Consider the following 21,194-nt stretch of genomic DNA (forward strand, 5'->3'; position numbering starts at 1 on the left):
CCCCCCCCCCCCCCCCTCCCCCCCCCCCCCCCCCCCCCCACCCCCCCCCCACCCTCCCCCCCCCCCCCCCCCCCCCCCCCCCCCCCCCCCCCCGGCCCCCGACATCCCGGTGGCCAACGTGAAGGCGCATCTGACCCAGCTCCAGTCCATCGCCACCGCCAACGGCGGCAACCGCGCGCACGGCCGCGCCGGCTACAAGGCCTCGCTCGACTACGTCAAGGCCAAGCTGGACGCCGCCGGATTCACCACGGCGGTCCAGCAGTTCACGTCCTCCGGCCGCACCGGGTACAACCTGATCGCGGACTGGCCTGGCGGCGACACCAACCAGGTGATCATGTCCGGCTCACACCTCGACAGCGTGACGGCGGGGCCGGGTATCAACGACAACGGGTCCGGTTCGGCAGCCGTCCTGGAGACCGCGCTCGCGGTGTCCCGGGCCGGCTACCACCCCACCAAGCACCTGAGATTCGCCTGGTGGGGCGCGGAGGAGCTGGGCATGGTGGGCTCCCGCACCTACGTCAACGGCCTTTCCACCGCGAACCGTTCACGGATCAGCGGCTACCTCAACTTCGACATGATCGGCTCGCCGAACCCCGGGTACTTCGTCTACGACGACGACCCGGCCATCGAGAAGACCTTCAAGGAGTACTACGCCGGCGTCGGCGTCCCGACCGAGATCGAGACCGAGGGCGACGGCCGCTCCGACCACGCGCCGTTCAAGAACGCGGGCGTGCCCGTGGGCGGGCTGTTCAGCGGGGCGGACTACGTCAAGACGGCGGCGCAGGCGGCCAAGTGGGGCGGCACCTCGGGGCTGGCCTTCGACCGCTGCTACCACTCGTCGTGCGACACATCGGCCAACATCAACGACACGGCGCTGGACCGCAACAGTGACGCGGTGGCGTACGCGGTGTGGGGGCTGTCGCAGTAGCAGCGGCTGTCGGGCTACTGGTCGGCGGTCCGTGCCCGTTCCGCGAGGCGGAGCATGCGGGAGCGGGCCGACTCCAGCTTGTCCGTGTCGTCGGCCGCCGGGCCCTCCCCGGCGGCCATGTCCGTCCACAGGGTGAGCAGTTCGCGGCCCAGGGCCAGCCCTCGCAGGGGATCCCGTACGGCCTTCCACGCACTGGCCGCGCTCTGCACGTTCCCGTACGCCGCCTCGGCGTCCCCGAGGCGGTGCTGAATCGCCGCGAGGTCGAGGGAGATCTCCGCGGCGCGGACCGTCTCGCCGCCCAAGTAGGCGATGTACGCGGCGAGTTCACGCACGCGCAGCACGTCGGGATGCTCGCCGCCCAAGGTGTCGGACGCCTGGGCGACGGTCCGCTCGGCCAACTCCGCCGCGGCCTCGGTCCGCCCTTCCTGCACGGCCTCGCTGATCCGCGCGACGGACTCCGCGAGAACGGCGTCGTCCACCACCAGCCCCTCCCCCAGCACGGCCTCGGCCACCGCGTCGAACCCCCGTACGGGCTTCGGCTTGGGATCGGGGTCGTCCAGAAGGGGGCCGGGGTCCAGGAAGAGGCCGGGGCGAGGCGTGGGCTGAGCCGACGGCAGCGGCACGTCGGCGAGGCCGGCCGGCGGCAGGGGCCTGAAGGCGGGAGCGGGGGGCGGCTCGGTCGGCAGGGGCAACGGTGTCGGGTCGGCGACGGACCAGGCCGGGCCGGCCTTCGGAGCAGGACCGGCCGACGGCAGCGGGCCGGGCTCGGGGACTGCGTCGGTCGGCGGGAGCGGCTCCGCGGCGGAGGCCGGGCTCGCGTCCATCACGGGCGGCGGGCCGAACTCACCTGTCGGTGCCACGGCCGTCCCGGGAGCCTGGGGGTCCGGCAGCCGTCGCAGGACATGGGTCGGGGTCGCTCCGGCGTCCGCCTGCTGTACCGCGGGCAGCTTCCGCATCCGGAACGTGGGGGCCGGGTCCTGCGCGGACTCCTCCGGCGGCGGGATGGGAGGGGCGTGCTGGCCGTGCGCGGGTGGCCAGGACGTCTGCGACGCATGCCCCGTGGGCCCGGGGACACCGGACCCGGCGGTCGGACCCGGCTCGTTCCGCTCGTCGGCGGCCGGTCCTGTCGTCCTCGGCTCGTTCCCGGCGCCCTCCGGCGGAGCCATCCGCACCGGCTCCGCGGTGAAGCGGCTGGAGCCGTCCGTGGTGACCTCCAGGGGGACGACCCAGCCGATGCGGGCATCGTGGACCGTGGCGAGGACGGGGCCTCCCGCGGTGACGGCGAGGCGGTGGAGGTGGGTCAGGACGGTCTGGTGGAGGTCCTCGCCGGGGGGCGCGGCGACCGGCGTTCCGGCCACCATGGCGGCCTCACCGGTCACGGGGACGCGGACGTCGATCGGGGTCGCCCCCCGCTGGTGGTCCAGCTTCTTGTCGCGGCTGAGTCGAGACATCTCATCCCTCACGGTCGTGCACGTACTGTCGAGTCTCTCCGCTCACCCCCGGTCCTCACGTCACCGTGATGTCACAGGCCTGTTCCAGGGGGTGCGGGGCGGGTGGGATGGCAGGGTCGGCAGCGCGGAGATGCGGACCGACGTGCGACGAGAGGTGGAGAGCGTGCAGCAGGGGCCGGAGATCTGGATCCGCGGGCCGGTGGCCCCCGCCGGGAGACGACAGTACGCGTGGGTCGGCACCCATGGTGGCGCCGGCGTCTCCACCCTGGCCGCCGTCTACGGCGGCCACGACAGCGGACGCGACTGGCCCGGCCCCGGCGCCCCGGCCTCCGTCCTCCTCGTCGCCCGCACCCACGCCGCGGGGCTGCTGGCCGCCCGCCGCGCCCTGGAACTCTTCCGACGCGGTGAGCACCCCCCGGGCCTCGACCTCGACGCCGTCGTCCTCGTCGCGGACGCCCCGGGACGCCTCCCCCGGCCGCTGTCCCGGCAGGTCAAGGAGATCGAGTCGACGGTCGACGTGTACCGCGTGCCCTGGGTGTCCGCATGGCGCCTCGGCGACCTGAACGGGTCGCCGCCACGCGGAACGGAGGCACTGACCCGCCTCACCCGGGCCACCGGCTGATCGGTCTGCGGCGGGCGAAGCCGGCTCCGCTCCCGCTCCCTCGGCGGCTCGCCTCCGCTCGTTCCTCCACCATGGACATATTGATGCGCGCGCATATAATGCAGGTGCGAGTATTTGTTGTACGCCGACCACCTGAGGGATTCCCATGACGCGCCGTTTCCTGTTCGTGCTCGGCAGCAGCCGCAGCGAGGGCAACACCGAACTGCTGGCCAGACGGGCCGCCGAGCAGTTGCCCGCCGACGTCGAGCAGCAGTGGATCAGCCTCGCCGAGCACCCGTTGCCCGACTTCCTGGACCTGCGGCACGACAGTGAGTACCTGGACGCCCCCACCGGGGGCACCCCGCAGCGGCTGCTCGACGCCACGCTCGCGGCGACGGACATCGTGATCGCCTCGCCGGTCTACTGGTACTCGGTCTCCGCGCTCACCAAGCGCTACCTGGACTACTGGTCGGGCTGGCTGCGCACCCCCGGTCTCGACTTCAGGGCCCAGCTGGCCGGGCGGACCCTGTGGGGCGTGTCCGTGCTCGCGGACGAGCGTCCCGTGGTCGCCGACCCGTTCGTCGGCACGCTCAACAACTCGGCCGCGTACATGAAGATGCGGTTCGGCGGGGTGCTGCTCGGCAACGGCAGCAACCGCGGTGACGTGCTGGCGGACGAGGCCGCGCTGACCCGTGCGAAGACGTTCTTCGCGCAGGAGCCGCCGCTCGCGCGCTACCCGGACGAGGTCGTCACACCGTGACGTCCTTCGCCATGAACCGCGCCCACGCCGCCGAGCCGAACACCGCCGCGTACAGGGCCTGGAGGCCCAGGTTCCGCACCAGGTCGTCCCAGTAGACCGGTTCGCGCATGAGGTCGGCGAAGGACAGCCAGTAGTGGGAGAAGAAGTACGGCTGGAGGGCGTGGAGCTGGGGTATCTGGTCGAGGATCTGGACGGTGATCAGCAGGCCCACCGTCGTGGCCATGGCCGCGATGCCGCTGTTGGTGAGCGTCGAGACGAACAGGCCGAGAGCCGCCACTCCGGTCAGTGACGCCGCCACGACCAGCGCGATCAGCAGCGCTCTCCCCAGGCCCTCCCCGAAGGAGATCTGGGTGCCGGAGATCGTCGTCAGGTCGCCGAGCGGGAACAGGACTGCTCCGACGGCCAGTGCCGAGAGCGCGACCACGAGGGTGGCGACCAGGCAGAAGGCCATCACCGTGGCGTACTTGGTGAGCAGGAGCCGGGTGCGGCCGGCCGGGGCGACCAGGAGGTAGCGGAGGGTGCCGGCGTTGGCCTCGCCCGCGATCGCGTCGCCCGCGATGACACCGATGGACATCGGGAGGAAGAAGGGGAGGGTCGCGGCGAGGGCGGTGAAGACCAGGAACAGGCCGTTGTTGGTGATCTGGGAGATGAAGGCGGGGCCGCCACCGCCTCCGGCGGTCGAGGAGCCGTCGTCGGTCTCGATCTTGACCGCGATGCCCACGAGGATCGGGACGGCCGCCAGCACGCCGAGCAGAGCCAGGGTGCGCCAGCGGCGGAACGTGGTGAGCAGTTCGTTGCGCAGGAGGGTGGCTCGGAAGGTCGCACGGCGAGGGCGGGCCGTCGGTGACCGGTCGCGCCCAGCTGACGGTGGCCGCACCTCCGATACGGCCCCGCGCCCCTTGGACGCGTTCGGCTCAGCCTGCGACATCGAAGCCCTCCCCCGTCAGGGCCACGAAAGCGTCCTCCAAGGACGGGCGTTCCACTGCGAAGCCCCTGACGCGCACTCCTGCCTTCACCAATGCCGTGTTGATGTCGGCCAGTTCGCGGTCCGGGGGCTCGGCGGTCACTCGGTCCTCCGACACCACCACGTCCGCGAGGCCCTGTTCCTTCAGCATGCGGGCCGCGTCCGCCGTGTCCGGTGTCGTCACGACCAGCCGCCCCCTCGCGCCCGCCCGCAGGTCCGCCACCGCGCCCTGGGTGATCAGACGGCCCTGGGTCATGACCGCGGCGTGGGTGCAGACCTGTTCGATCTCGTCCAGGAGGTGGGAGGAGAGGAAGACGGTGGTGCCCTCCGAGGCCAACTCCCGCACCAGAGAACGGATTTCCCGCATGCCCTGAGGGTCGAGGCCGTTGGTCGGTTCGTCCAGGACCAGGAGTTCACGGGGCTGGAGCAGGGCCGCCGCCAGGCCCAGCCGCTGTTTCATGCCCAGCGAGTACGCCTTCGCCTTCTTGCCCGCGGCGGCCGCCAGACCGACCCGGTCCAGTGCCGCCGCCACCCGGGCGCGCCGGGTGCGTGGGTCGGCGGTCGGGTCCGCCGCGTCGTAGCGGACGAGGTTGTCGCGGCCGGAGAGGAAGCCGTAGAGGGCGGGCCCCTCGATGAGCGCGCCGACCTGCGGGAGTACGGTCCGGGCGGCGCGCGGCATCGAGTGGCCGAGCACCCGGGCCGACCCGGAGGTCGGCTCGATGAGGCCCATCAGCATGCGGATGGTGGTGGTCTTGCCCGAGCCGTTCGGCCCGAGGAAGCCGAAGACGCTGCCCGCCGGGACGGTCAGGTCGAGACCGTCCACGGCGAGCTGTCCGCCGCGGTACCGCTTGGTGAGGGCGCGGGTGTGGATGACACTGTCACCCGCCCCGCTCGGCTCCGGCTCCTCGGCGGACCCTTCGTCCATCGGCTCCCTCAATTCACGCTCACGCGACGACTACGTACAGTGACTACGTACGGCCGCCGCGCAAGGTTCCCGGTCAGCCCGCGTTCGCCGCCTTCACCAGCGCGTCCTTGGTGACCGCGCCGACGTAGACCTTGCCGTCGTCGGTGATCAGGGCGTTGATCAGGCGGGTCTTGAAGACGGTGCCCTCGCCGAACTTGCCGGAGACCTTGTCGCCGAGCGAGTCCAGGAAGCCGCCGATGTCACCGCCGGCCTCGGAGCCGGACGGGACGCCCTGGCCGCCGGTGTCGAAGGTGGCGATGGAGTCCCAGCCGTCCCCGATGACGTTCAGTCCGTCGAGGCCGCCGGGGCCGCCGGGGCCTTCCGTGCCGCGCTCGTGGGCGGAGCCCTTGCCGAAGTCCCCGGACTTGGAGTGCTCGGGTGCCTCGGCGGCGTCCTTCTCCGTGACCTTCGCGCCCTTCGGCGGGGTGAAGTCGAAGGTCGAGGCGGCCGGCCTGGCGAAGGTGACCTGGGTGAATCCGGCGTCCACGACGGCGGCACCGCCGCTCGCGGGCGTCAGCGTGAACTTCAGCGGCAGCCCGGTCTTCGAGTCCACGGCCACGGTGATCTGGCCGACCGTGGATCCCTCGTCCTTGGGCTTGATGACGAGCCGGTACGCGTCGCGCCCCGCGACCTGCGCGGTGCCCTCGACCGTCACCGACGTGGTCTTGTCGGCGGCCTTGAGGGCCTCCTCGGCGAGGTCCTTGGGTGTGGCCGGGAGCTCTTCCTTCTGCTTTCCGCCGCTCTCGGAAGCCGTGCTGTGGAAGACCGAGTTGGACTTGCTGTCGTAGCCCCAGACGTCCTTGCCGTCGTGGATGAGGCTGTACTCGGCGGCGTCCTCCAGAAGGGAGACCTTCTGCTTGTTCTCGCCGTCGGCCGCGACGCGCAGTGTGTGCGTGCCGGAGGCGAGCTCGGTGAGCTTGGTGGTCGGGTCGGCGGACGAGCCGTCGCCCGAGCCGGAGGAACCGGCGGCGGAGCCCAGCGAGCTCTCCAGACCCCCGAGGTCCGGCAGCCCCAGGTCCGTGGTGATCTTCACCGTGCCGGACAGCTGCTCCACGTCCGACGCGGCGATCTTCTCGACGAGTTGCTGAGCGCTGATCTTCGGCAGGTCGGGGTCGCCGGAGTCGGCGAGCGCCGGGACAAGCCCGATGGTCGCCGCCGCGATTCCCACCACCGTGGCCGGCACGACGTACCTCGCGGCCTTGCGGCGGCGTGCCGCGCGCAGTTCCTCGGCGTCGGCGTCGGTCGCGCTGTCGTCGGATTCGTACGGTGCCATGTGTGCCTTACCTCCGTCGTCGGCGGCGGCTGTCAACTCCCCCTGCGTCCACCCCGTAGCCGCCATTCTCACCCGAATCGGTGAGGAGTGGTGTTTTCCGTGGTGTCCATCTGACCAAATCGGCCATGCCCATGCGTCAACCCTCGGGGCCAACTCCGCGTACACCTGGGGGATGACACGACACGGCTGCGCCCCCTACGACCCGTAGGGGATGCCGCTCCAGGAGACCGTCGAGACCGTCAGCCGCGCGGGACCAGGCAGTCGGTACGGCGCTCACCGGACGGCGTGCCACGGCACGGCACGGCACGGCAGCCGACGATCGTGCCGGGTCGCCGGAGCCGACCAAGATGACGCCGTCGACGGCAGCCGGGACGCCGCGGGTGTACCGGCCACGGCCGCGACGTCGGCCGGGAGCGGGCGTACCCGCAGCCCCCGGGCCGGGTCCGCACCCGCAGATCCCACACGTGCCCTGCGTCACGCCGGACGGGTGCGGTCAGCCCGCGCGGTGGACCACCGCGTCGCACAGCTCCATCAGTGCCGCCCTCGCGTCGCACTCCCGCAGCGGGGCCAGCGCCGCGCGCGCGTCCTTCGCGTAGCGCACGGTGTCGCGGCGGGCCTGTTCCAGCGCGGGGTGGGCACGCAGCGCGGCCAGCGCCTCGGCGTGCCGGGCGTCGTCCGTGAGGTCGGAGTCGAGCAGCTCGCACAGGGCGATGTCGTCGGCCAGGCCGAGCCGGGCGGCCCGCTCGCGCAGCCGCAGCACCGGCATCGTGGGGATGCCCTCACGCAGGTCGGTGCCCGGGGTCTTGCCGGACTCGTGGGAGTCGGAGGCGATGTCCAGGACGTCGTCCGCGAGCTGGAAGGCGACGCCGAGGCGCTCGCCGTACTGGGTCAGGACGTCCACGACCGTCTCGTCGGCGCCGGACATCATCGCGCCGAAGCGGCACGCCACCGCGACCAGCGAGCCGGTCTTGCCGCCGAGCACGTCGAGGTAGTGCTCGACCGGGTCCCGCCCGTCCTGCGGCCCGGCCGTCTCCAGGATCTGGCCGGTGACCAGGCGCTCGAACGCCTCCGCCTGCACCCGGACCGCATCGGGCCCGAGGTCGGCCAGGATGTGCGAGGCCCGGGCGAACAGGAAGTCGCCGGTCAGTACGGCCACCGAGTTGCCCCAGCGGGTGTTGGCGCTTTCGACACCGCGGCGTACGGCGGCCTCGTCCATGACGTCGTCGTGGTAGAGCGTCGCGAGGTGGGTCAGTTCCACCACGACGGCCGACGGCACGACGCCCGGCGCATAGGGATCCCCGAACTGGGCGGCGAGCATCACGAGGAGCGGGCGGAAGCGCTTTCCACCGGCGCGCACCAGATGCTGGGCGGCCTCCGTGATGAAGGGGACCTCGCTCTTGGTGGCCTCGAGCAGTCCCTCCTCGACAGCCGTCATGCCGGCCTGGACATCGGCTTCCAGAGCCTGGTCCCGCACGCTCAGCCCGAACGGCCCGACGACGGTCACGAGGGGTCTCCTGTCTGCTGGTGTCGATTGGCGGTTACACGGAATGTCGATAGGTCGCTGCCATCACTCAAGTCAGCGTATCCGGTCACCTTTGGATCACCGATAGCGCCCGCCCTGTCCATGCCGGGCGGTATCGGATCACGGCCGGTATGTTTTTGATCATGCGAAAAGAATAGATATCTATCGATTTGTAGGGAATTAATCGTTGGTGTCCCGATCCGACCCGCCAGCCCCCTGCCGTCCGCCGACCACTGCCCGCAGGTCCGTGAGCGCTCCTCGTTCAACACGTGCCCTGCGCGACTCCACCCACGCGTGAGCGCGCGAGCTTCCTGCGACACCGCCCCGGGTCCACCGGACGTCACGGAGGTGGACCTCAGGAGCGGGCGGTTGACTACGAGTTGAGCCCACTTGACCGTTTCACCCCTCTTGCGCACGGGCGTGACTTGGCTCACTCGATCCGGCGGACCGTCAGGTATCCGGAATGCACCGATCCGCCTTTTCCAGTGCACCAGTTGAGGCTTGCTGTCGCAAAGGATCAAGCACCTCAAATGCCCCGTACCAAGGTCAATAGGCACGCCATGTGAATTCGCCACTTGTTCCGGACATGTGCTCTCGCATACGTTCCCGGCCTGTCGGGCGGACGCCGAATCCTGCCACCGCCCGTACATCCACCGAGAACCGCGGCAGGAGCGGGGGACCCAGGTAAGTCGCCGGATCGGGATGTCTTCGGACATACCGGCACGGCTCGGGGTGAAGTCATGCCTTTTGCGGGCGTGGCCGGGCAACTCCCCGCCCGAACCCGACAGCTCACCTCGCAGGCGAAGGAGAGGACTTCACCATGCCTGCTGCCGCTCAGCACCGCACCCCCCGCAAGAGCCGTCTCGTCCGCAAGCTCGCCGTACTCGGCACGGGAGCCGCCGTACTGGCACTCCCCCTCGTCGGCGCGACCAGCGCGTCCGCGGCCACCCCGACCGTGCAGACCGCGACCACACTCGGGTACGCCAACAACCTCGACGGCTGGATCCGGGCCTCCCTCGCCGTCATGGCGGAGCACGGGATCCCCGGCTCCTACAACGGCATCTACCGCAACGTCATCCGCGAGTCCTCCGGCAACCCCTGGGCCATCAACAACTGGGACTCCAACGCGGCCGCCGGCACCCCGTCCAAGGGCCTGCTCCAGGTGATCGACCCGACCTTCAACGCGTACCACGTGTCCAACACGCTGTGGGACCCGTACGACCCGGTCGCGAACATCACCGCGGCCTGCAACTACGCGGCCCAGCGGTACGGGTCGATCGACAACGTGTGGGGCGCGTACTAGGAACTACGCCTCACTGAACAGTCTTTCGAGGACGACGGCGACGCCGTCGTCCTCGTTCGACGAGGTCACCTCGTCGGCCACGGCCTTGAGTTCGGGGTGGGCGTTGGCCATCGCGACGCCGTGGGCCGCCCAGTCGAACATGGGGATGTCGTTGGGCATGTCCCCGAAGGCGATCGTCACCTCGGGCCCCAGGCCCAGGTGTTCGGCGGCCAGCGCGAGACCGGTCGCCTTGGTGATGCCGCATGGCTGGAGTTCGACGGTCCCGGGCCCCGACATGGTGACCGTGGCCAGCGAGCCCACCACCGAGCGCGCCGTCACCGCCAACTCGTCGTCGGACAGGTAGGGGTGGCGCAGCAGCACCTTGCTGATCGGCTCGCACCACAGGTCGTCGCGCCGATCGACCCGCACCGCGGGCAGCGTGGGGTGGGGCATCAGATACCCGGGCTCGATGAGCGTCAGCCCGTCCACGCCGTCCTGGTCCACGGCCGCGTACACCTGCCCGACCTCGGCCTCGATCTTCCCGAGGGCGGTCTCGGCCAGCTCCCGCTCCAGGGTCACCGACCACAGCAGACGGTCCGCGCCGGCGTCGTACACCTGCGCGCCCTGCCCGCACACCGCGAGCCCCGTACTGCCCAGGTCGTCGAGGAGCGGCCGCACTCTGGGCGCCGGCCGTCCCGTCACGACGAGATGCCGGGCCCCGCCCGCCGCCACCCGCGCGAGCGCGGCCAACGACCGGTCCGAGAGGGTGTCGTCGGCGCGGAGCAGCGTGCCGTCCAGGTCGGTGGCGACGAGTGAATATGCGGGGGAGGCGGCCATGATCAGAGAATACGGATGGTTGGCCCCTGCGACTCGACGCGAACCGGACGGCTGCTGCTTTCACATCCGTTGACGTGTGTTCCGGTTCCGGTTACGCCGAGTCCCGGATCACGAGTTCCGTCGGGAGGATCACCCCGGCCGTGTCCTCGCCGGCGATCTGGGCGAGGAGCATGCGGACCATCTCGGCGCTGATGCGGTCGAAGGGCTGGCGCATGGTGGTGAGGGCGGGGGCGATGGCGGTGGCCGCCGGGGAGTCGTCGAAGCCGCCGACAGCGATGTCACCGGGGACCGAGCGCCCGGACTGCTGAAGGACGCCCACGACCCCCAGGGCCATGAGGTCGGACGCGACGAACACGGCGTCCATGTCGGGTGCTTGGGCCAGCAGGCGCCGGGCCGCCCGCTCGCCGCCGCTGCGCCGGAAGTCGCCCTCGACGACGAGCGCCGGGTCGTAGGGCAGGCCAGCCTCGGCGAGCACGTCCCGGTAGCCGGCCAGCCGGTCGGGCCCGCCCGGCATGTCCAGGGGCCCGGTGACCATGCCGACGCGGCGCCGGCCGCCCTCGATCAGATGGCGGACCATCTCCTGCGCGCCGTCGCGGTCGGCGGCGGCCACGTAACTCACCTTGGAGCCGAGCCCTATCGGCTTGCCGCAGACCACCAACGGGATCCCGGCCTGGTGCAGTTCGGCGGCGACCGGGTCACCGCTGTGGTTGGAGAGCAGCAGGACGCCGTCGACGTGGCCCGACGTGATGTACCGGGTCAGCCGGCGCCGGTCGTCGTCGCTCTCGGCCAGCATCAGCAGCAGCGGGATGTCGAACTGGGCGAGCCGTTCGGTGCAACCGCGCAGCAGGACGTTGAAGTTGGGGTCCTCGAAGAACTTCTCCTGCGGTTCCGTCAGCAGGAACGCCACCGAGTCCGACCGGCCCGTACTCAGGCTGCGCGCATGCCGGTTGACCACGTACCCGGTCTTCCTGATGGCGGCCTCCACGGCCCGCCGGGCGGCCGGCGAGACGTAGTGGCCGCCGTTCAGGAAGCGGGAGACGGTGCCCCGCGACACGCCGGCCTCCCGGGCCACGTCGTGGATGGTGGGAGGCCTGCGGCGGCCGTTCGCACTGGTGGTCATGGTCCTCGTTAGCAAGAGAAGGGTTGTTCAGGCCTTGACCGAGCCGCTCAGCAGGTCCAGGGACCAGAACCGCTGGATCACCAGGAAGAGCCCGATCAGCGGCAGGATCGCCAGCAGGCACCCGGTGATGACCAGGGTGTACAGGGCGGGCTGCGAGGCGCCCTGGGCGAGCAGCGTGTAGAGGCCGAGAGTGATCGGGAACTTCTCGTCGTCGGCCAGCATCACGTACGGCAGCAGGAAGTTGTTCCAGATGCCGACGAACTGGAAGAGGAACACCGTGATCAGGCCCGGCATCATCATCGGTACGGCGATCCGCGAGAAGATCCTCCACTCGCTCGCGCCGTCCATGCGGGCCGCCTCCATCAGCTCGGTGGGCACCGAGGCGGCCGCGTAGATGCGGACCAGGTAGACGCCGTACGGCGAGAGGATCGACGGCAGCAGCATCGACCAGTACGAGTCGGCCAGGCCCAGCTTCGACAGCAGCAGGTACTGCGGTACGGCGAGCACGATGGACGGCACCAGGACGCCGGCCAGGATCATCTTGAAGACGGCCTCACGGCCGCGGAAGGCGAACCGGCCGAGCGCGTAGCCGCCGGCGGCGGAGACCGCGGCGGACAGCAGGGCGCCGAAACCGGCGTAGAAGGCGGAGTTGGCCATCCAGCGCCAGAAGATGCCGTCCCGGTAGTCGGTCAGGTCCCTGATGTTGTCGAAGAAACCGGAGCCGGGCGCGAAGGTGAAGGTGGAGAAGAGCTCCGACCGGTCCTTGGTCGCCGCGATGACCACCCAGGCGATGGGGATCAGGCAGTACAGGGCGCCGAGGAGCAGCACGATCGTCGGCACCCAGGCGGTACGCCGTGTCTTGTCGGCCCTGCCGGTGGTGTCGGCGGTGAGGGTGAGGGGGGTCATGCCCGGTCCTCCCGGGTGTAGCGGTCGGAGATGCGCAGCAGGGTGAAGGAGAGGACGAACGTGGCCAGGGCCAGGACGACCGCGGTGGCGGAGGCGCCGTAGATGTCGGACTGCAGGAAGGCCTTGTCGTAGATGGCCATCAGGGGGCTCCACGAGCTGGGCAGGCCGTTGGTGAGCGGCTTGAGGGCCATCGGCTCGGTGAAGACCTGGAGGGTGGCGATCACCGAGAAGAAGAAGGTGAGCACCAGAGAGGGCAGCACGATCGGGATCTTGATCTTCAGGGCGATGTGCAGGTCGCTCGCGCCGTCGATCCTGGCCGCCTCGTAGATGTCCGGCGGGATCGCCCGCAGGGCGGTGTAGATGACGATCATGTTGAAGCCGGTGCCGCCCCAGACCGCGATGTTCGCGAAGGAGAGGTAGAGGTTGCCGCCGTCGAACAGGTCGGGCTGCGGGAGGCCGAACTTGTCGAGCAGGTAGTGGAAGGGGCTGACGTCCGGCAGGTACAGGAAGCCCCACATGAGGGCGGCGATGATGCCCGGCACCGCGTACGGCAGGAAGATCATCAGCCGCGCGAAGGGCGCGCTGCGGGCCTTCGGGGTGTCCAGCATCAGCGCGAACAGCAGGGCGAGGCCCAGCATGGTCGGGATGACGATGAGGCCGTAGCCGAAGGCGCGCAGCACGCTGTGGCCGAACTCGGAGTCCTTGAGAACGTCGGTGTAGTTGCCGATGCCGTTCCAGACCTGTGCGCGGGCGCCCTTGCCGAGGCCGATGCCCTTGACCTGGACCCTGTGCAGGCTCAGCCAGATCGCGTACCCGATGGGCACGACGGTGAAGGCGGCGAAGAGGGTGAGGGTGGGCACCAGGAACCAGTACGGTGCGCTGCGGCCGCGACCACGGCGGCGGGGGCGGCTGGGGCGGACGGACTGGGCGGTGCCGGTGCCGTCCGCCAAGGGCCTGGCCTCGATGAGGTCGGAGCCCTTGAGCGGAGCGCTGGTCATGCCTCGGTCACCTCGAAGCCCTGCTTCTTCATGTCGCCGAAGGTCTTCGACTGCACGGTGGCGAGGGCGGAGTCGAACTGGGACTCCTTCTTCGCCTTGCTGGCCTTGCCGAACGCGTCCTGGAAGGTCGTGTACGCCGTGTTGACGTTGGGGCCCCAGGCCGCGGTGGCCGTGGTGGCGGCGATCTCGCCGGCCGTGGTGTAGAAGTCCGCCTGGTTCGAGAAGAACTCGGGCGTGGTCAGGACGCCGCCGGACTGGCCCTTCGTCGCGGCCGGGTAGATCGCGACCTCCTTGACCAGGGCGGCCAGCGCCTCCGGGTCGGTGTTCAGCCAGGTCGCGAACTTGGCGGCGGCCTCGGCGTGCTTGGAGTCGGTGGAGACGCCGGTGGAGGAACCGCCCCAGCTGCCGGTGACGTTCTCGCCGGACTTCCACTGCGGCAGCGGGGCCATCCGCCACTTGCCCTTGGTGTCGGGCGCGGAGGAGACCAGCACACCGGGCGCCCACACGGCGGAGACCCAGGCGAGGTGGGTGCCCTTGTTGAGGGCGTTGTTCCAGGCCGGGGTGTACATCGGCTGGTTGTCGATGACGCCCTCCTGCACCAGGCCGCCCCAGAACTCGGCGACCTGCTCGGTGGCCGCGTCGTCGATGCCGACGGTCCACTTGCCGGCCGAGTCGACGGTCCACCACTTGCCGCCGGCCTGCTGGGCGAGGCCCGCGAACAGCCCGGGGTCGTTGGAGGAGAACGTGGTCAGGTAGGCGTCCGGGACGGCCTTCTTGGCGGCGCGGGCGGTCTCGGCGAACTCCGTCCAGGTCTTCGGGACGCTGAGCCCGTGCTTCTTGAAGAGGTCCTCGCGGTAGTAGAACATCAGCGGCCCGGCGTCCTGCGGGATCGCGTAGAGGGCGTCCGTGCCGAGGGTGACCATGCCCCACAGACCCTCGGCGAACTCGGACTTGGTGCTGCCCGCGTACTTGGTGATGTCGGCCAGCACGTCGTTGGAGACCAGGGTCGGCAGGGACTGGTACTCGACCTGGATGAGGTCGGGGGCGTTGCCGGCCTTCTTCGCGGTGATCAGCTTGGAGACGATCTCGCCGCCGCTGGCCTGCTTGGACACGGTCACCGTGATGTCCGGGTTCTTCTTGTTCCAGATCGCGGCGACCTTCTCCATGTTCGGCGCCCACGACCAGTAGGTCAGCTTGACCGGCCCGCTGTCGCTGTCGCCGGAGTCGTCGTCGGAACCGCCGCAGGCGGCGAGGGTGCCGGTGAGGCCGAGGGCTGCGGCCCCGGCAAGGATGCTTCGCCTGCTGATCTGGCGGCGGTTGATCGACATCTACATCTCCCCTGACTTGGAACCAGCCGGTCTCGGAACGTCCCGCGTTCGCGGCAACCGCCGTGGGGGGAGGTTCTGCGGACGTGACCGAGAGGCTGTGCGCGAGGGCCGCGCGGCTCTGTGATCGTGCACAGTAGAGAATTGTTTCAGCCCCTTGTCAATGGCGAGAGCGTGCGGTTATCTACTTGTTGCCCGCCGATGACAGGGGTGAGGGGCGCTGTGCACGATCACAGAAAATAAGGGTTTTCTCGATCGTCCGGCGTTTCGCCGGCTCCCCTCACCCCGTTCTCCGGCCCTCCCTCGGGCCCCCTTGGGGCCACTGCCCGGCCACCGAAGTCACCGCAGAGCCGGTATCCCCGTGACCGTCCGCGAAAGGACCCTTTGAGATGCGCAGACGCAGTGTTCTCACCGCTGCCGGAGCCGCCGCGCTGGCCGTTCCCGTACTGGGGGCGGCGCCGGCCGCTGCTTCGCCGGCCGCTGCTTCGGCGGGTGCCTCTTCGGCGAGCGGCCGGAGTCGGCTGGAGATCCGTGGCGTGGACATCTCCTCGCTGCCGAAGAACGAGGACCACGGCGCCGTGTACCGCACCGCCGACGGCCGGCGTGCCGACCCGGTCCGCCTGATCGCGCAGGCCGGCGTCACCCACGCCCGCCTCAAGGTGTGGGTGAACCCGGCCGACGGCTACAACACCAAGGCGCACGTCCTGCCGCTCGCCCGGCGCCTGAAGCGGGCCGGGATCGGCATCTGGATCGACTTCCACTACTCCGACAGCTGGGCCGACCCCGCCCACCAGACCAAGCCGGACGCCTGGGCGGAGCTGGACGTGGCGGGCCTGACACGCGCGGTGTACGACCACACGGCCGACGTCCTCGGAGCACTGAAGCGGCAGGGCACCCCGGCTCAACTCGTGCAGATCGGCAATGAGTTGAACGGCGGGCTGATCTGGCCCGAGGGCAACTGGGAGCACTTCGACACCATGACCGCCTTCCTCAAGGCCGGTCTGAGCGCGGCACGTGACACCACCCCGCGCGTCCGCACGATCCTGCACCTGGCTAACGGCGGCGACAACGGGCTGTACCGCTGGTGGTTCGACAACGTCGTGTCGTACGGCGTCGACTTCGACATCATCGGGCTGTCCTACTACCCGTTCTGGCACGGGCCGATCGCGAACGCCGCCGCCAACATGGCGGACATCACGGCGCGTTACGGCAAGCCGTGCGTGATCGCCGAGACGGCGTACCCGTTCACGCTGGAGAGCGAGGACGACGTCAACGACATCATGAACAGCCCTTCACAGCTGACCGACGGCTTCCCCGCCACGCCCGCGGGCCAGGCCGCCTGGCTGCGCACGGTGGCCGACCTCGCCGCCGGCGTCCCTGGCGGGCAGGGGCTGGGCTACTGCTACTGCTACTGGGAAGGCCTGTGGACCTACCGCGCGGGCAGCGGCTGGGATCCGGCGGACGCCGCCTCGGGCAATGCGTGGGAGAACCTCGCACTGTTCGACTTCGAGGACAGGGCACTGCCGGGGTTGCGGACGTTGGGGGGTTATCGGTCGTAGCTCACCGGGTGCGGGTGCGTCGTGGCTGGTCGCGCAGTTCCCCGCGCCCCTTGATGGGTGTAGCCGGCTACACCCCGTATACGGCAGGCAGGTCACTCGTGGCTGTGGGGCGGGGGCGGGATCGTGGGCCGTACCGAAATCCGCCCCGAGAAAGGGTTGGCCACTGCTATGCGCCGTCGCCGTAGTCTCACCGTCGCCACCGCTCTGACCGCTGTCGCCCTCACCGCCGTCCTCGCCACTGGCTGCGACCCCAGGGACGTGGACAACTCCCTGGACTGCGTGTCCAACGCCGACACCATCGCCGACAGCCTCAAGTCCATCCACGAGGCAGGCTGGGACGCAGTGAAGGACCCGTCCAAGACCGATGAGTCCATCGACACGATCGACAAGAACGTCGACAAGATCAACAAGATCCAGGACGACTCGAGCGACAGCAGGGTCGACAAGGCCGTCGACGACCTCGACAAGGCGATCAAGGACTACAACGAGTCCATCCTCAACGGCGACACCAGCCCGGACTCCAGCCGGATCGACGCGGCGGCCGACCGGCTGAAGGACGTCTGCAGCTCGTGAGGCCGGGGATGCGGGCACCCACCCGTCGGCGCCTGCGTCCCCGACCGCACGGGTCGGTACACCTAGCCGTGCGCCGCCGCGAGGTGGCGGGCCAGTCGCGGGGAGGCGAACTCCGTGCCGCACACGAAGCGCATCACCGGACCGTAGGACGCCGCCGCCGGGAGGCCCGTGAAGTACAGGCCCGGTACGGAGGAGACGTAACCGGCACCGAGCCTGGGCGTGCCGCGGCTGACCGCGAGCTCGGTGCGCAGTTCATGGCCGAGGAAGTCCATCGCGGCGAGGTCGACGCGGTAGCCGGTGGCCGCGATGACGTGGTCGGCCGGCAGGCGGTCCGTGCCTCCTGTGTGCGTGCGGACCGTGAGCGCCGGGTGGCCGTCCGGGGTGTCCGCGCCGAGGATCCGCTCCACCTCGCTGACCTGCACCTTGCCCTCGAAGCGGTCGCGCAGCCACCACGCGCCGAGCGGGCCGAGGACCCGGCGGACCAGGTAGTGGCGGGCGCCGGCCGGGAGACGGCGGTAGGGGTGCGGGTAGTAGCTCAGCGCCCACAGCGACCAGGCGCGGCCGAAGGGCGACTCGGGGCGCAGCCTCGGCTGCTTCCACGGCGGCGCGCCGAAGTCCACGCTGCCGCGTCCGCGCGCGACCACCCGGACCTGCGCGCCCGCCTCCGCCGCGAGGGCGGCCGTCTCCAGCGCGGACTGGCCGGCGCCGACGACGATCAGTTCCTTGCCGGAGTAGCGGGAGAGGTCGTGGTGCTGGGAGCTGTGGGAGAGCGCGCCGGCGGGGGCGGGCCCGTCCGGTGCGGCGGCGGCCAGTTCCGGGGGCAGGTGGGAAAGCCCGGACAGTCCGGTGGCGACCACGACCGCCCGCGCGGTGAACGCCTCGCCGGAGTCGAGCTTGAGCTGGAAGCCGCCCTGCTCGCTGCGGTCCACGGACACCACCCGAACCTGCTCCAGATCGGGCACCAGCTTCTGCTGGAACCACTGTCCGTAGGCGATGAAGGTCTCCACGGGGATGATGTCCTCGTCGGTCACCAGCCGGGGGATGCCCGCCGTGTCGCAGTAGTCGGCGAGGGTGTGCCCGCGCTGTGGCGCGTCGAGGCTGGAGGCGGCCGGGGTCGACTTGAGCAGCATGCCCACGGGCATGTGGTCGCGCCAGCTGACCATGGGGTCGCCGAAGACGCGCACGGGTATGCCGCGCGCCCGCAGATGAGCCGCGGTCGACAGGCCGTAGGGCCCGGCACCGATGACTGCTACCGGATGGATCACGAAGTCCCTCCCCAGGACGTCACATCGTCACTTCGTGGCCGTACGCGTTGCTTGCGAGTTGCTGGTCGTCACTTCTTGGCGCTGCGATGGTGGGCCCGCCACAGCTGGTAGAGATGCTTGGCGCCGGGCCGCACGAAGCGCCCGAGCATCGTGAGGAACGGCAGCGGGTCGTCACCCGCGAGCCAGGCCAGCTCGGTCCCGCTGGGCCGCTTCGGCGCGTGCGGGGTCGTATAGCCGCTGCGGCGGTAGGCGAGCAGGGCGGGCAGGTCGATGTTCTCCACCACATAGCGGTGGCCGGCCCGCTGTTCCCCCTCCGGTACGGCCCGCCCGGTGAGGTCCAGGTGCATGGCGCGGACGACGTCCACCCCCGACTCGCTCTCGAAGAGCCGGAACTGGGCGCCCATGCGTGGGTTGAAGTCGAGCAGTTTGTACTGACCGTCGCGCCGGTCGAAGCGCAGGTCGAGGTCGATGATGCCGGTGTAGCCGATCTGTTTGATGAAACGTGCGGCGAGGTCCGCGAGTTCCGGGTTGTCGACGACGTAGGCGTTCGCCGTCATGCCCGCGTGCGGCGGCCAGGAACGCACCTTGACGCCGGTGAACAGGGCGAGCGGTGTGGAGTTGGCGTCGAAGTAGGCGTGCACGATCCAGTCCTCGGCCTCCTCCCGGGGCAGGTACTCCTGGAGGATCACCCCGGGCCGCTCGCCCCAGTCACGGGCGAGGGCGAGCAGCCCTTCACGGGTGGCGATGCGTGTCGTGCCGTTGACCGCGGGCCGCGTGCGGCGTACGAACGCCTCGCGGTTCTTGGCCACCACCGGGAAGCGGGCCTTCTCGGCGAAGGCCACGATGTCGTCGTACGACTGCGGGAAGGCGGCCTCCGGGCTCGCGATGCCGTGTTCCACGCACAGTTCGTGCAGGCCCTGTTTGCTGGCCAGGCGCCGTGGCAGGGCGGGCTCCACGCGCGGGAAGAGGAAACGGCCGAGGAGGTCGCTCTGGTGTTCGGCGATCAGGACCGCGGCCTCCTCGTCGGTCGGTACGAGGACGGCGGGGCGGCCGATGCGGCGCCCGATCCGGATCAGTCCCTCGATCAGCCGGCCCGGGTCCTCGGTGCCGGTCGTGGGCCAGACGAACGCGCGTGTGAGGTATCGGGAGGCGGCCGCGGGTGTGAAACGGTCCTCCGTGATGGCGTACATGGGCACACCGAGGCGGCCCAGGCTGCGGATCGCGCCGACGCCGCCGTGGTGCAGCGGGTAGTCGCCGAACTTGACGATCAAGGCCGGTACGTCCTGGTCAGCCCTGAATGGCACACTGCTCGCACTCCTGGCCACGGTCCCCCCACGCGTCCCCCGACGGACGCGATCCCACCCATCCCGTCCGTGTCTCGCAAAGGACGCTAAGCCGGAATGGAAGCCTCCGACTATCCCGTAACAGGACATTGCGAACTCTTTAGCCGTATTGCTAACCCTTTAGGCACTCCCGCGACGGACGGCTCAGACGTAACGTGTGGCGCGACCACCTGCACCGCACGGCATGCGCGAGAGCGAGGCAGCACCCATGCCCCCCTTCGATGTCCCCTTCGACGTGCCCGAGGGCGATCCCTTCGGTCCGCACAACCTTCCGTACGGAGTCTTCTCGACCGCGTCCTCCCAGCGGACCGTCGGCGTCCGTCTCGGCGACCGCGTCCTCGACGCGGGCGCGGCGGCCGCCGCCCTCGGCTCCCCTTATGTCTCCCTGCTCGCCCAGCCCTCGCTGGGTCCGCTGCTGGCCGCGGGCCGCACGGCCTGGTCTGACGTCCGGCGCGCACTGACCGCGTGGGTGACGGTGCCGGCGCACCAGGAGACGATCGCGGGCCTCTTCCACCCGCTGTCGTCCGTCGCCCTCCACCTCCCCTTCGAGGTCGCGGACTACGTCGACTTCTACGCCTCCGAGAATCACGCGCGGAACGTCGGCCGGATCTTCCGGCCCGACGCCGCCGACTCCCTGACCCCCAACTGGAAGCACCTGCCGATCGGTTACCACGGCCGCGCGGGGACGGTGGTGGTGTCGGGGACGGATGTCGTACGACCGTCGGGGCAGCGCAAGGCCCCCTCCGACGCCGTTCCCGTCTTCGGCCCGTCCGTGCGGCTCGACATCGAGGCGGAGGTCGGCTTCGTGGTCGGCGTGCCGTCGGAGCTCGGGCGGCCCGTCGGGCTCGCGGACTTCCGGGAGCACGTCTTCGGGCTGTGCCTGCTCAACGACTGGTCGGCGCGGGACGTCCAGGCCTGGGAGTACGTCCCCCTCGGCCCGTTCCTCGGCAAGTCCTTCGCCACGTCGGTGTCGGCGTGGATCACCCCGCTCGACGCCCTGGAGGAGGCCCGGGTGGCACCTCCCGAGCGGACGCACGAACTGCTGCCGTATCTGGACGACACCGTGTCCGACGCGGAGCCCGGAGGGTACGACCTGCGGATCTCCGTCGCGATCAACGGCCACGTGGTGTCGGAGCCGCCCTTCTCCACCATGTACTGGACGGCGGCCCAGCAACTGGCGCACATGACGGTGAACGGCGCGTCGCTCAGGACCGGTGACCTGTACGGGTCGGGGACGGTGAGCGGCCCCTCCGCGGGAGAGCGGGGGTCGTTGCTGGAGCTGACCTGGAACGGACGGGACGCGCTGGAACTCCCCGACGGGAAGCGGACGTTCCTGGAGGACGGGGACGTGGTGACGATGTCGGCGTGGGCTCCCGGGCCGGACGGGGTCCGGGTGGGGCTGGGAGAGGTGGCGGGGCGGGTGGTTTCCCGGGATGCGTGAGTGCGCCGGGGGTGCGTGAGAGGCCCGGGCTTGCCCGATTCCTGCCGTAAGCCGTCCGCTCCCGGCATACTGGCGGCGGGCG

At 70.5% G+C, this 21,194-nt stretch carries 19 protein-coding genes and 1 riboswitch (1 of these 20 cut by a window edge); of the genes, 7 read left to right on the top strand and 12 right to left on the bottom strand.

Going from position 1 to position 21,194, the window contains the following annotated elements; all coding sequences use genetic code 11:
* Positions 1–928 carry the 3' portion of a M28 family metallopeptidase gene (locus ACZ48Z_RS04635; RefSeq protein ID WP_468734294.1) on the top strand. The gene continues 212 nt to the left of window position 1, outside the view, so 928 of the gene's 1,140 nt are visible here — the last part of the coding sequence; its start codon lies off the left edge, out of view; it ends in the stop codon at positions 926–928.
* Positions 929–942: 14 nt separating this feature from the next.
* Here ACZ48Z_RS04635 and ACZ48Z_RS04640 read toward each other — a convergent pair whose 3' ends face one another.
* Positions 943–2,379, bottom strand: coding sequence for a hypothetical protein (locus tag ACZ48Z_RS04640; RefSeq protein WP_468734295.1), 1,437 nt, complete (start codon positions 2,377–2,379; stop codon positions 943–945).
* A 130-nt stretch (positions 2,380–2,509) separates the two neighbouring features.
* On the opposite strand from ACZ48Z_RS04640, the gene ACZ48Z_RS04645 reads away from it, so the two are divergent.
* The gene (locus ACZ48Z_RS04645) at positions 2,510–3,001 is read left to right on the top strand and encodes a DUF6668 family protein (RefSeq protein ID WP_468734296.1); all 492 of its coding nucleotides are present in this window, start codon (positions 2,510–2,512) and stop codon (positions 2,999–3,001) included.
* 145 nt (positions 3,002–3,146) lie between these two features.
* Complete coding sequence (locus tag ACZ48Z_RS04650) at positions 3,147–3,740, top strand: flavodoxin family protein (RefSeq protein WP_468734297.1); 594 nt, start codon at positions 3,147–3,149, stop codon at positions 3,738–3,740.
* Here the strand turns inward: ACZ48Z_RS04650 and ACZ48Z_RS04655 are convergent.
* From ACZ48Z_RS04655 to ACZ48Z_RS04670, 4 genes are all read right to left on the bottom strand, one after another.
* Positions 3,730–4,668, bottom strand: a complete 939-nt coding sequence (locus tag ACZ48Z_RS04655; RefSeq protein WP_468734298.1) for an ABC transporter permease — start codon at positions 4,666–4,668, stop codon at positions 3,730–3,732. The two genes, ACZ48Z_RS04650 and ACZ48Z_RS04655, sit on opposite strands and share 11 nt — an antisense overlap.
* A complete protein-coding gene (locus ACZ48Z_RS04660) occupies positions 4,655–5,629 on the bottom strand; it encodes an ABC transporter ATP-binding protein (RefSeq protein WP_468734299.1) in 975 nt (324 codons plus the stop codon). The genes ACZ48Z_RS04655 and ACZ48Z_RS04660 overlap by 14 nt, the downstream gene beginning before the upstream one ends.
* Positions 5,630–5,702: 73 nt before the next feature.
* Positions 5,703–6,941, bottom strand: a complete 1,239-nt coding sequence (locus tag ACZ48Z_RS04665; protein ID WP_468734300.1) for a LolA family protein — start codon at positions 6,939–6,941, stop codon at positions 5,703–5,705.
* A 493-nt stretch (positions 6,942–7,434) separates the two neighbouring features.
* Positions 7,435–8,445 (bottom strand): polyprenyl synthetase family protein, encoded by a 1,011-nt coding sequence (locus ACZ48Z_RS04670; RefSeq protein WP_468734301.1) that lies wholly within the window; start codon positions 8,443–8,445, stop codon positions 7,435–7,437.
* A 659-nt stretch (positions 8,446–9,104) separates the two neighbouring features.
* Positions 9,105–9,281: riboswitch (cyclic di-AMP (ydaO/yuaA leader) on the top strand.
* 2 nt (positions 9,282–9,283) lie between these two features.
* Between ACZ48Z_RS04670 and ACZ48Z_RS04675 the strand changes: the two genes are divergently transcribed.
* Entirely contained in the window at positions 9,284–9,766 is a 483-nt protein-coding gene (locus ACZ48Z_RS04675) for a transglycosylase SLT domain-containing protein (protein WP_468734302.1), read from the top strand.
* Positions 9,767–9,769: 3 nt separating this feature from the next.
* On the opposite strand, the gene ACZ48Z_RS04680 is transcribed toward ACZ48Z_RS04675, so the two are convergent.
* The 5 genes from ACZ48Z_RS04680 to ACZ48Z_RS04700 form a co-directional block, all read right to left on the bottom strand.
* Positions 9,770–10,582, bottom strand: coding sequence for an HAD family hydrolase (locus ACZ48Z_RS04680; RefSeq protein WP_468734303.1), 813 nt, complete (start codon positions 10,580–10,582; stop codon positions 9,770–9,772).
* Positions 10,583–10,673: 91 nt separating this feature from the next.
* Positions 10,674–11,702, bottom strand: a complete 1,029-nt coding sequence (locus tag ACZ48Z_RS04685) for a LacI family DNA-binding transcriptional regulator (RefSeq protein ID WP_468734304.1) — start codon at positions 11,700–11,702, stop codon at positions 10,674–10,676.
* A 27-nt stretch (positions 11,703–11,729) separates the two neighbouring features.
* Positions 11,730–12,608, bottom strand: a complete 879-nt coding sequence (locus tag ACZ48Z_RS04690; RefSeq protein WP_468734305.1) for a carbohydrate ABC transporter permease — start codon at positions 12,606–12,608, stop codon at positions 11,730–11,732.
* Positions 12,605–13,606 (bottom strand): carbohydrate ABC transporter permease, encoded by a 1,002-nt coding sequence (locus ACZ48Z_RS04695; RefSeq protein WP_468734306.1) that lies wholly within the window; start codon positions 13,604–13,606, stop codon positions 12,605–12,607. The genes ACZ48Z_RS04690 and ACZ48Z_RS04695 overlap by 4 nt, the downstream gene beginning before the upstream one ends.
* Positions 13,603–14,934, bottom strand: coding sequence for an ABC transporter substrate-binding protein (locus ACZ48Z_RS04700; protein WP_468734307.1), 1,332 nt, complete (start codon positions 14,932–14,934; stop codon positions 13,603–13,605). The genes ACZ48Z_RS04695 and ACZ48Z_RS04700 overlap by 4 nt, the downstream gene beginning before the upstream one ends.
* A 386-nt stretch (positions 14,935–15,320) precedes the next feature.
* Here ACZ48Z_RS04700 and ACZ48Z_RS04705 point away from each other — a divergent pair, with 386 nt between their 5' ends.
* The gene (locus ACZ48Z_RS04705) at positions 15,321–16,490 is read left to right on the top strand and encodes a glycoside hydrolase family 53 protein (RefSeq protein ID WP_468734308.1); all 1,170 of its coding nucleotides are present in this window, start codon (positions 15,321–15,323) and stop codon (positions 16,488–16,490) included.
* A 168-nt stretch (positions 16,491–16,658) separates the two neighbouring features.
* A complete protein-coding gene (locus tag ACZ48Z_RS04710; protein WP_468734309.1) occupies positions 16,659–17,063 on the top strand; it encodes a hypothetical protein in 405 nt (134 codons plus the stop codon).
* Between the two features lie 62 nt (positions 17,064–17,125).
* Here ACZ48Z_RS04710 and ACZ48Z_RS04715 read toward each other — a convergent pair whose 3' ends face one another.
* Both ACZ48Z_RS04715 and ACZ48Z_RS04720 read right to left on the bottom strand, forming a co-directional pair.
* The gene (locus ACZ48Z_RS04715; protein WP_468734310.1) at positions 17,126–18,328 is read right to left on the bottom strand and encodes an FAD-dependent oxidoreductase; all 1,203 of its coding nucleotides are present in this window, start codon (positions 18,326–18,328) and stop codon (positions 17,126–17,128) included.
* 68 nt (positions 18,329–18,396) lie between these two features.
* Positions 18,397–19,632, bottom strand: coding sequence for a carboxylate--amine ligase (locus ACZ48Z_RS04720; RefSeq protein ID WP_468734311.1), 1,236 nt, complete (start codon positions 19,630–19,632; stop codon positions 18,397–18,399).
* Positions 19,633–19,879: 247 nt separating this feature from the next.
* On the opposite strand from ACZ48Z_RS04720, the gene fahA reads away from it, so the two are divergent.
* Positions 19,880–21,112: a fumarylacetoacetase gene (fahA, locus tag ACZ48Z_RS04725; protein WP_468734312.1), complete on the top strand. Its 1,233-nt coding sequence runs from the start codon at positions 19,880–19,882 to the stop codon at positions 21,110–21,112.
* Positions 21,113–21,194 lie beyond the last annotated feature (82 nt).

It is taken from the genome of Streptomyces sp. NPDC031225, assembly GCF_055570355.1.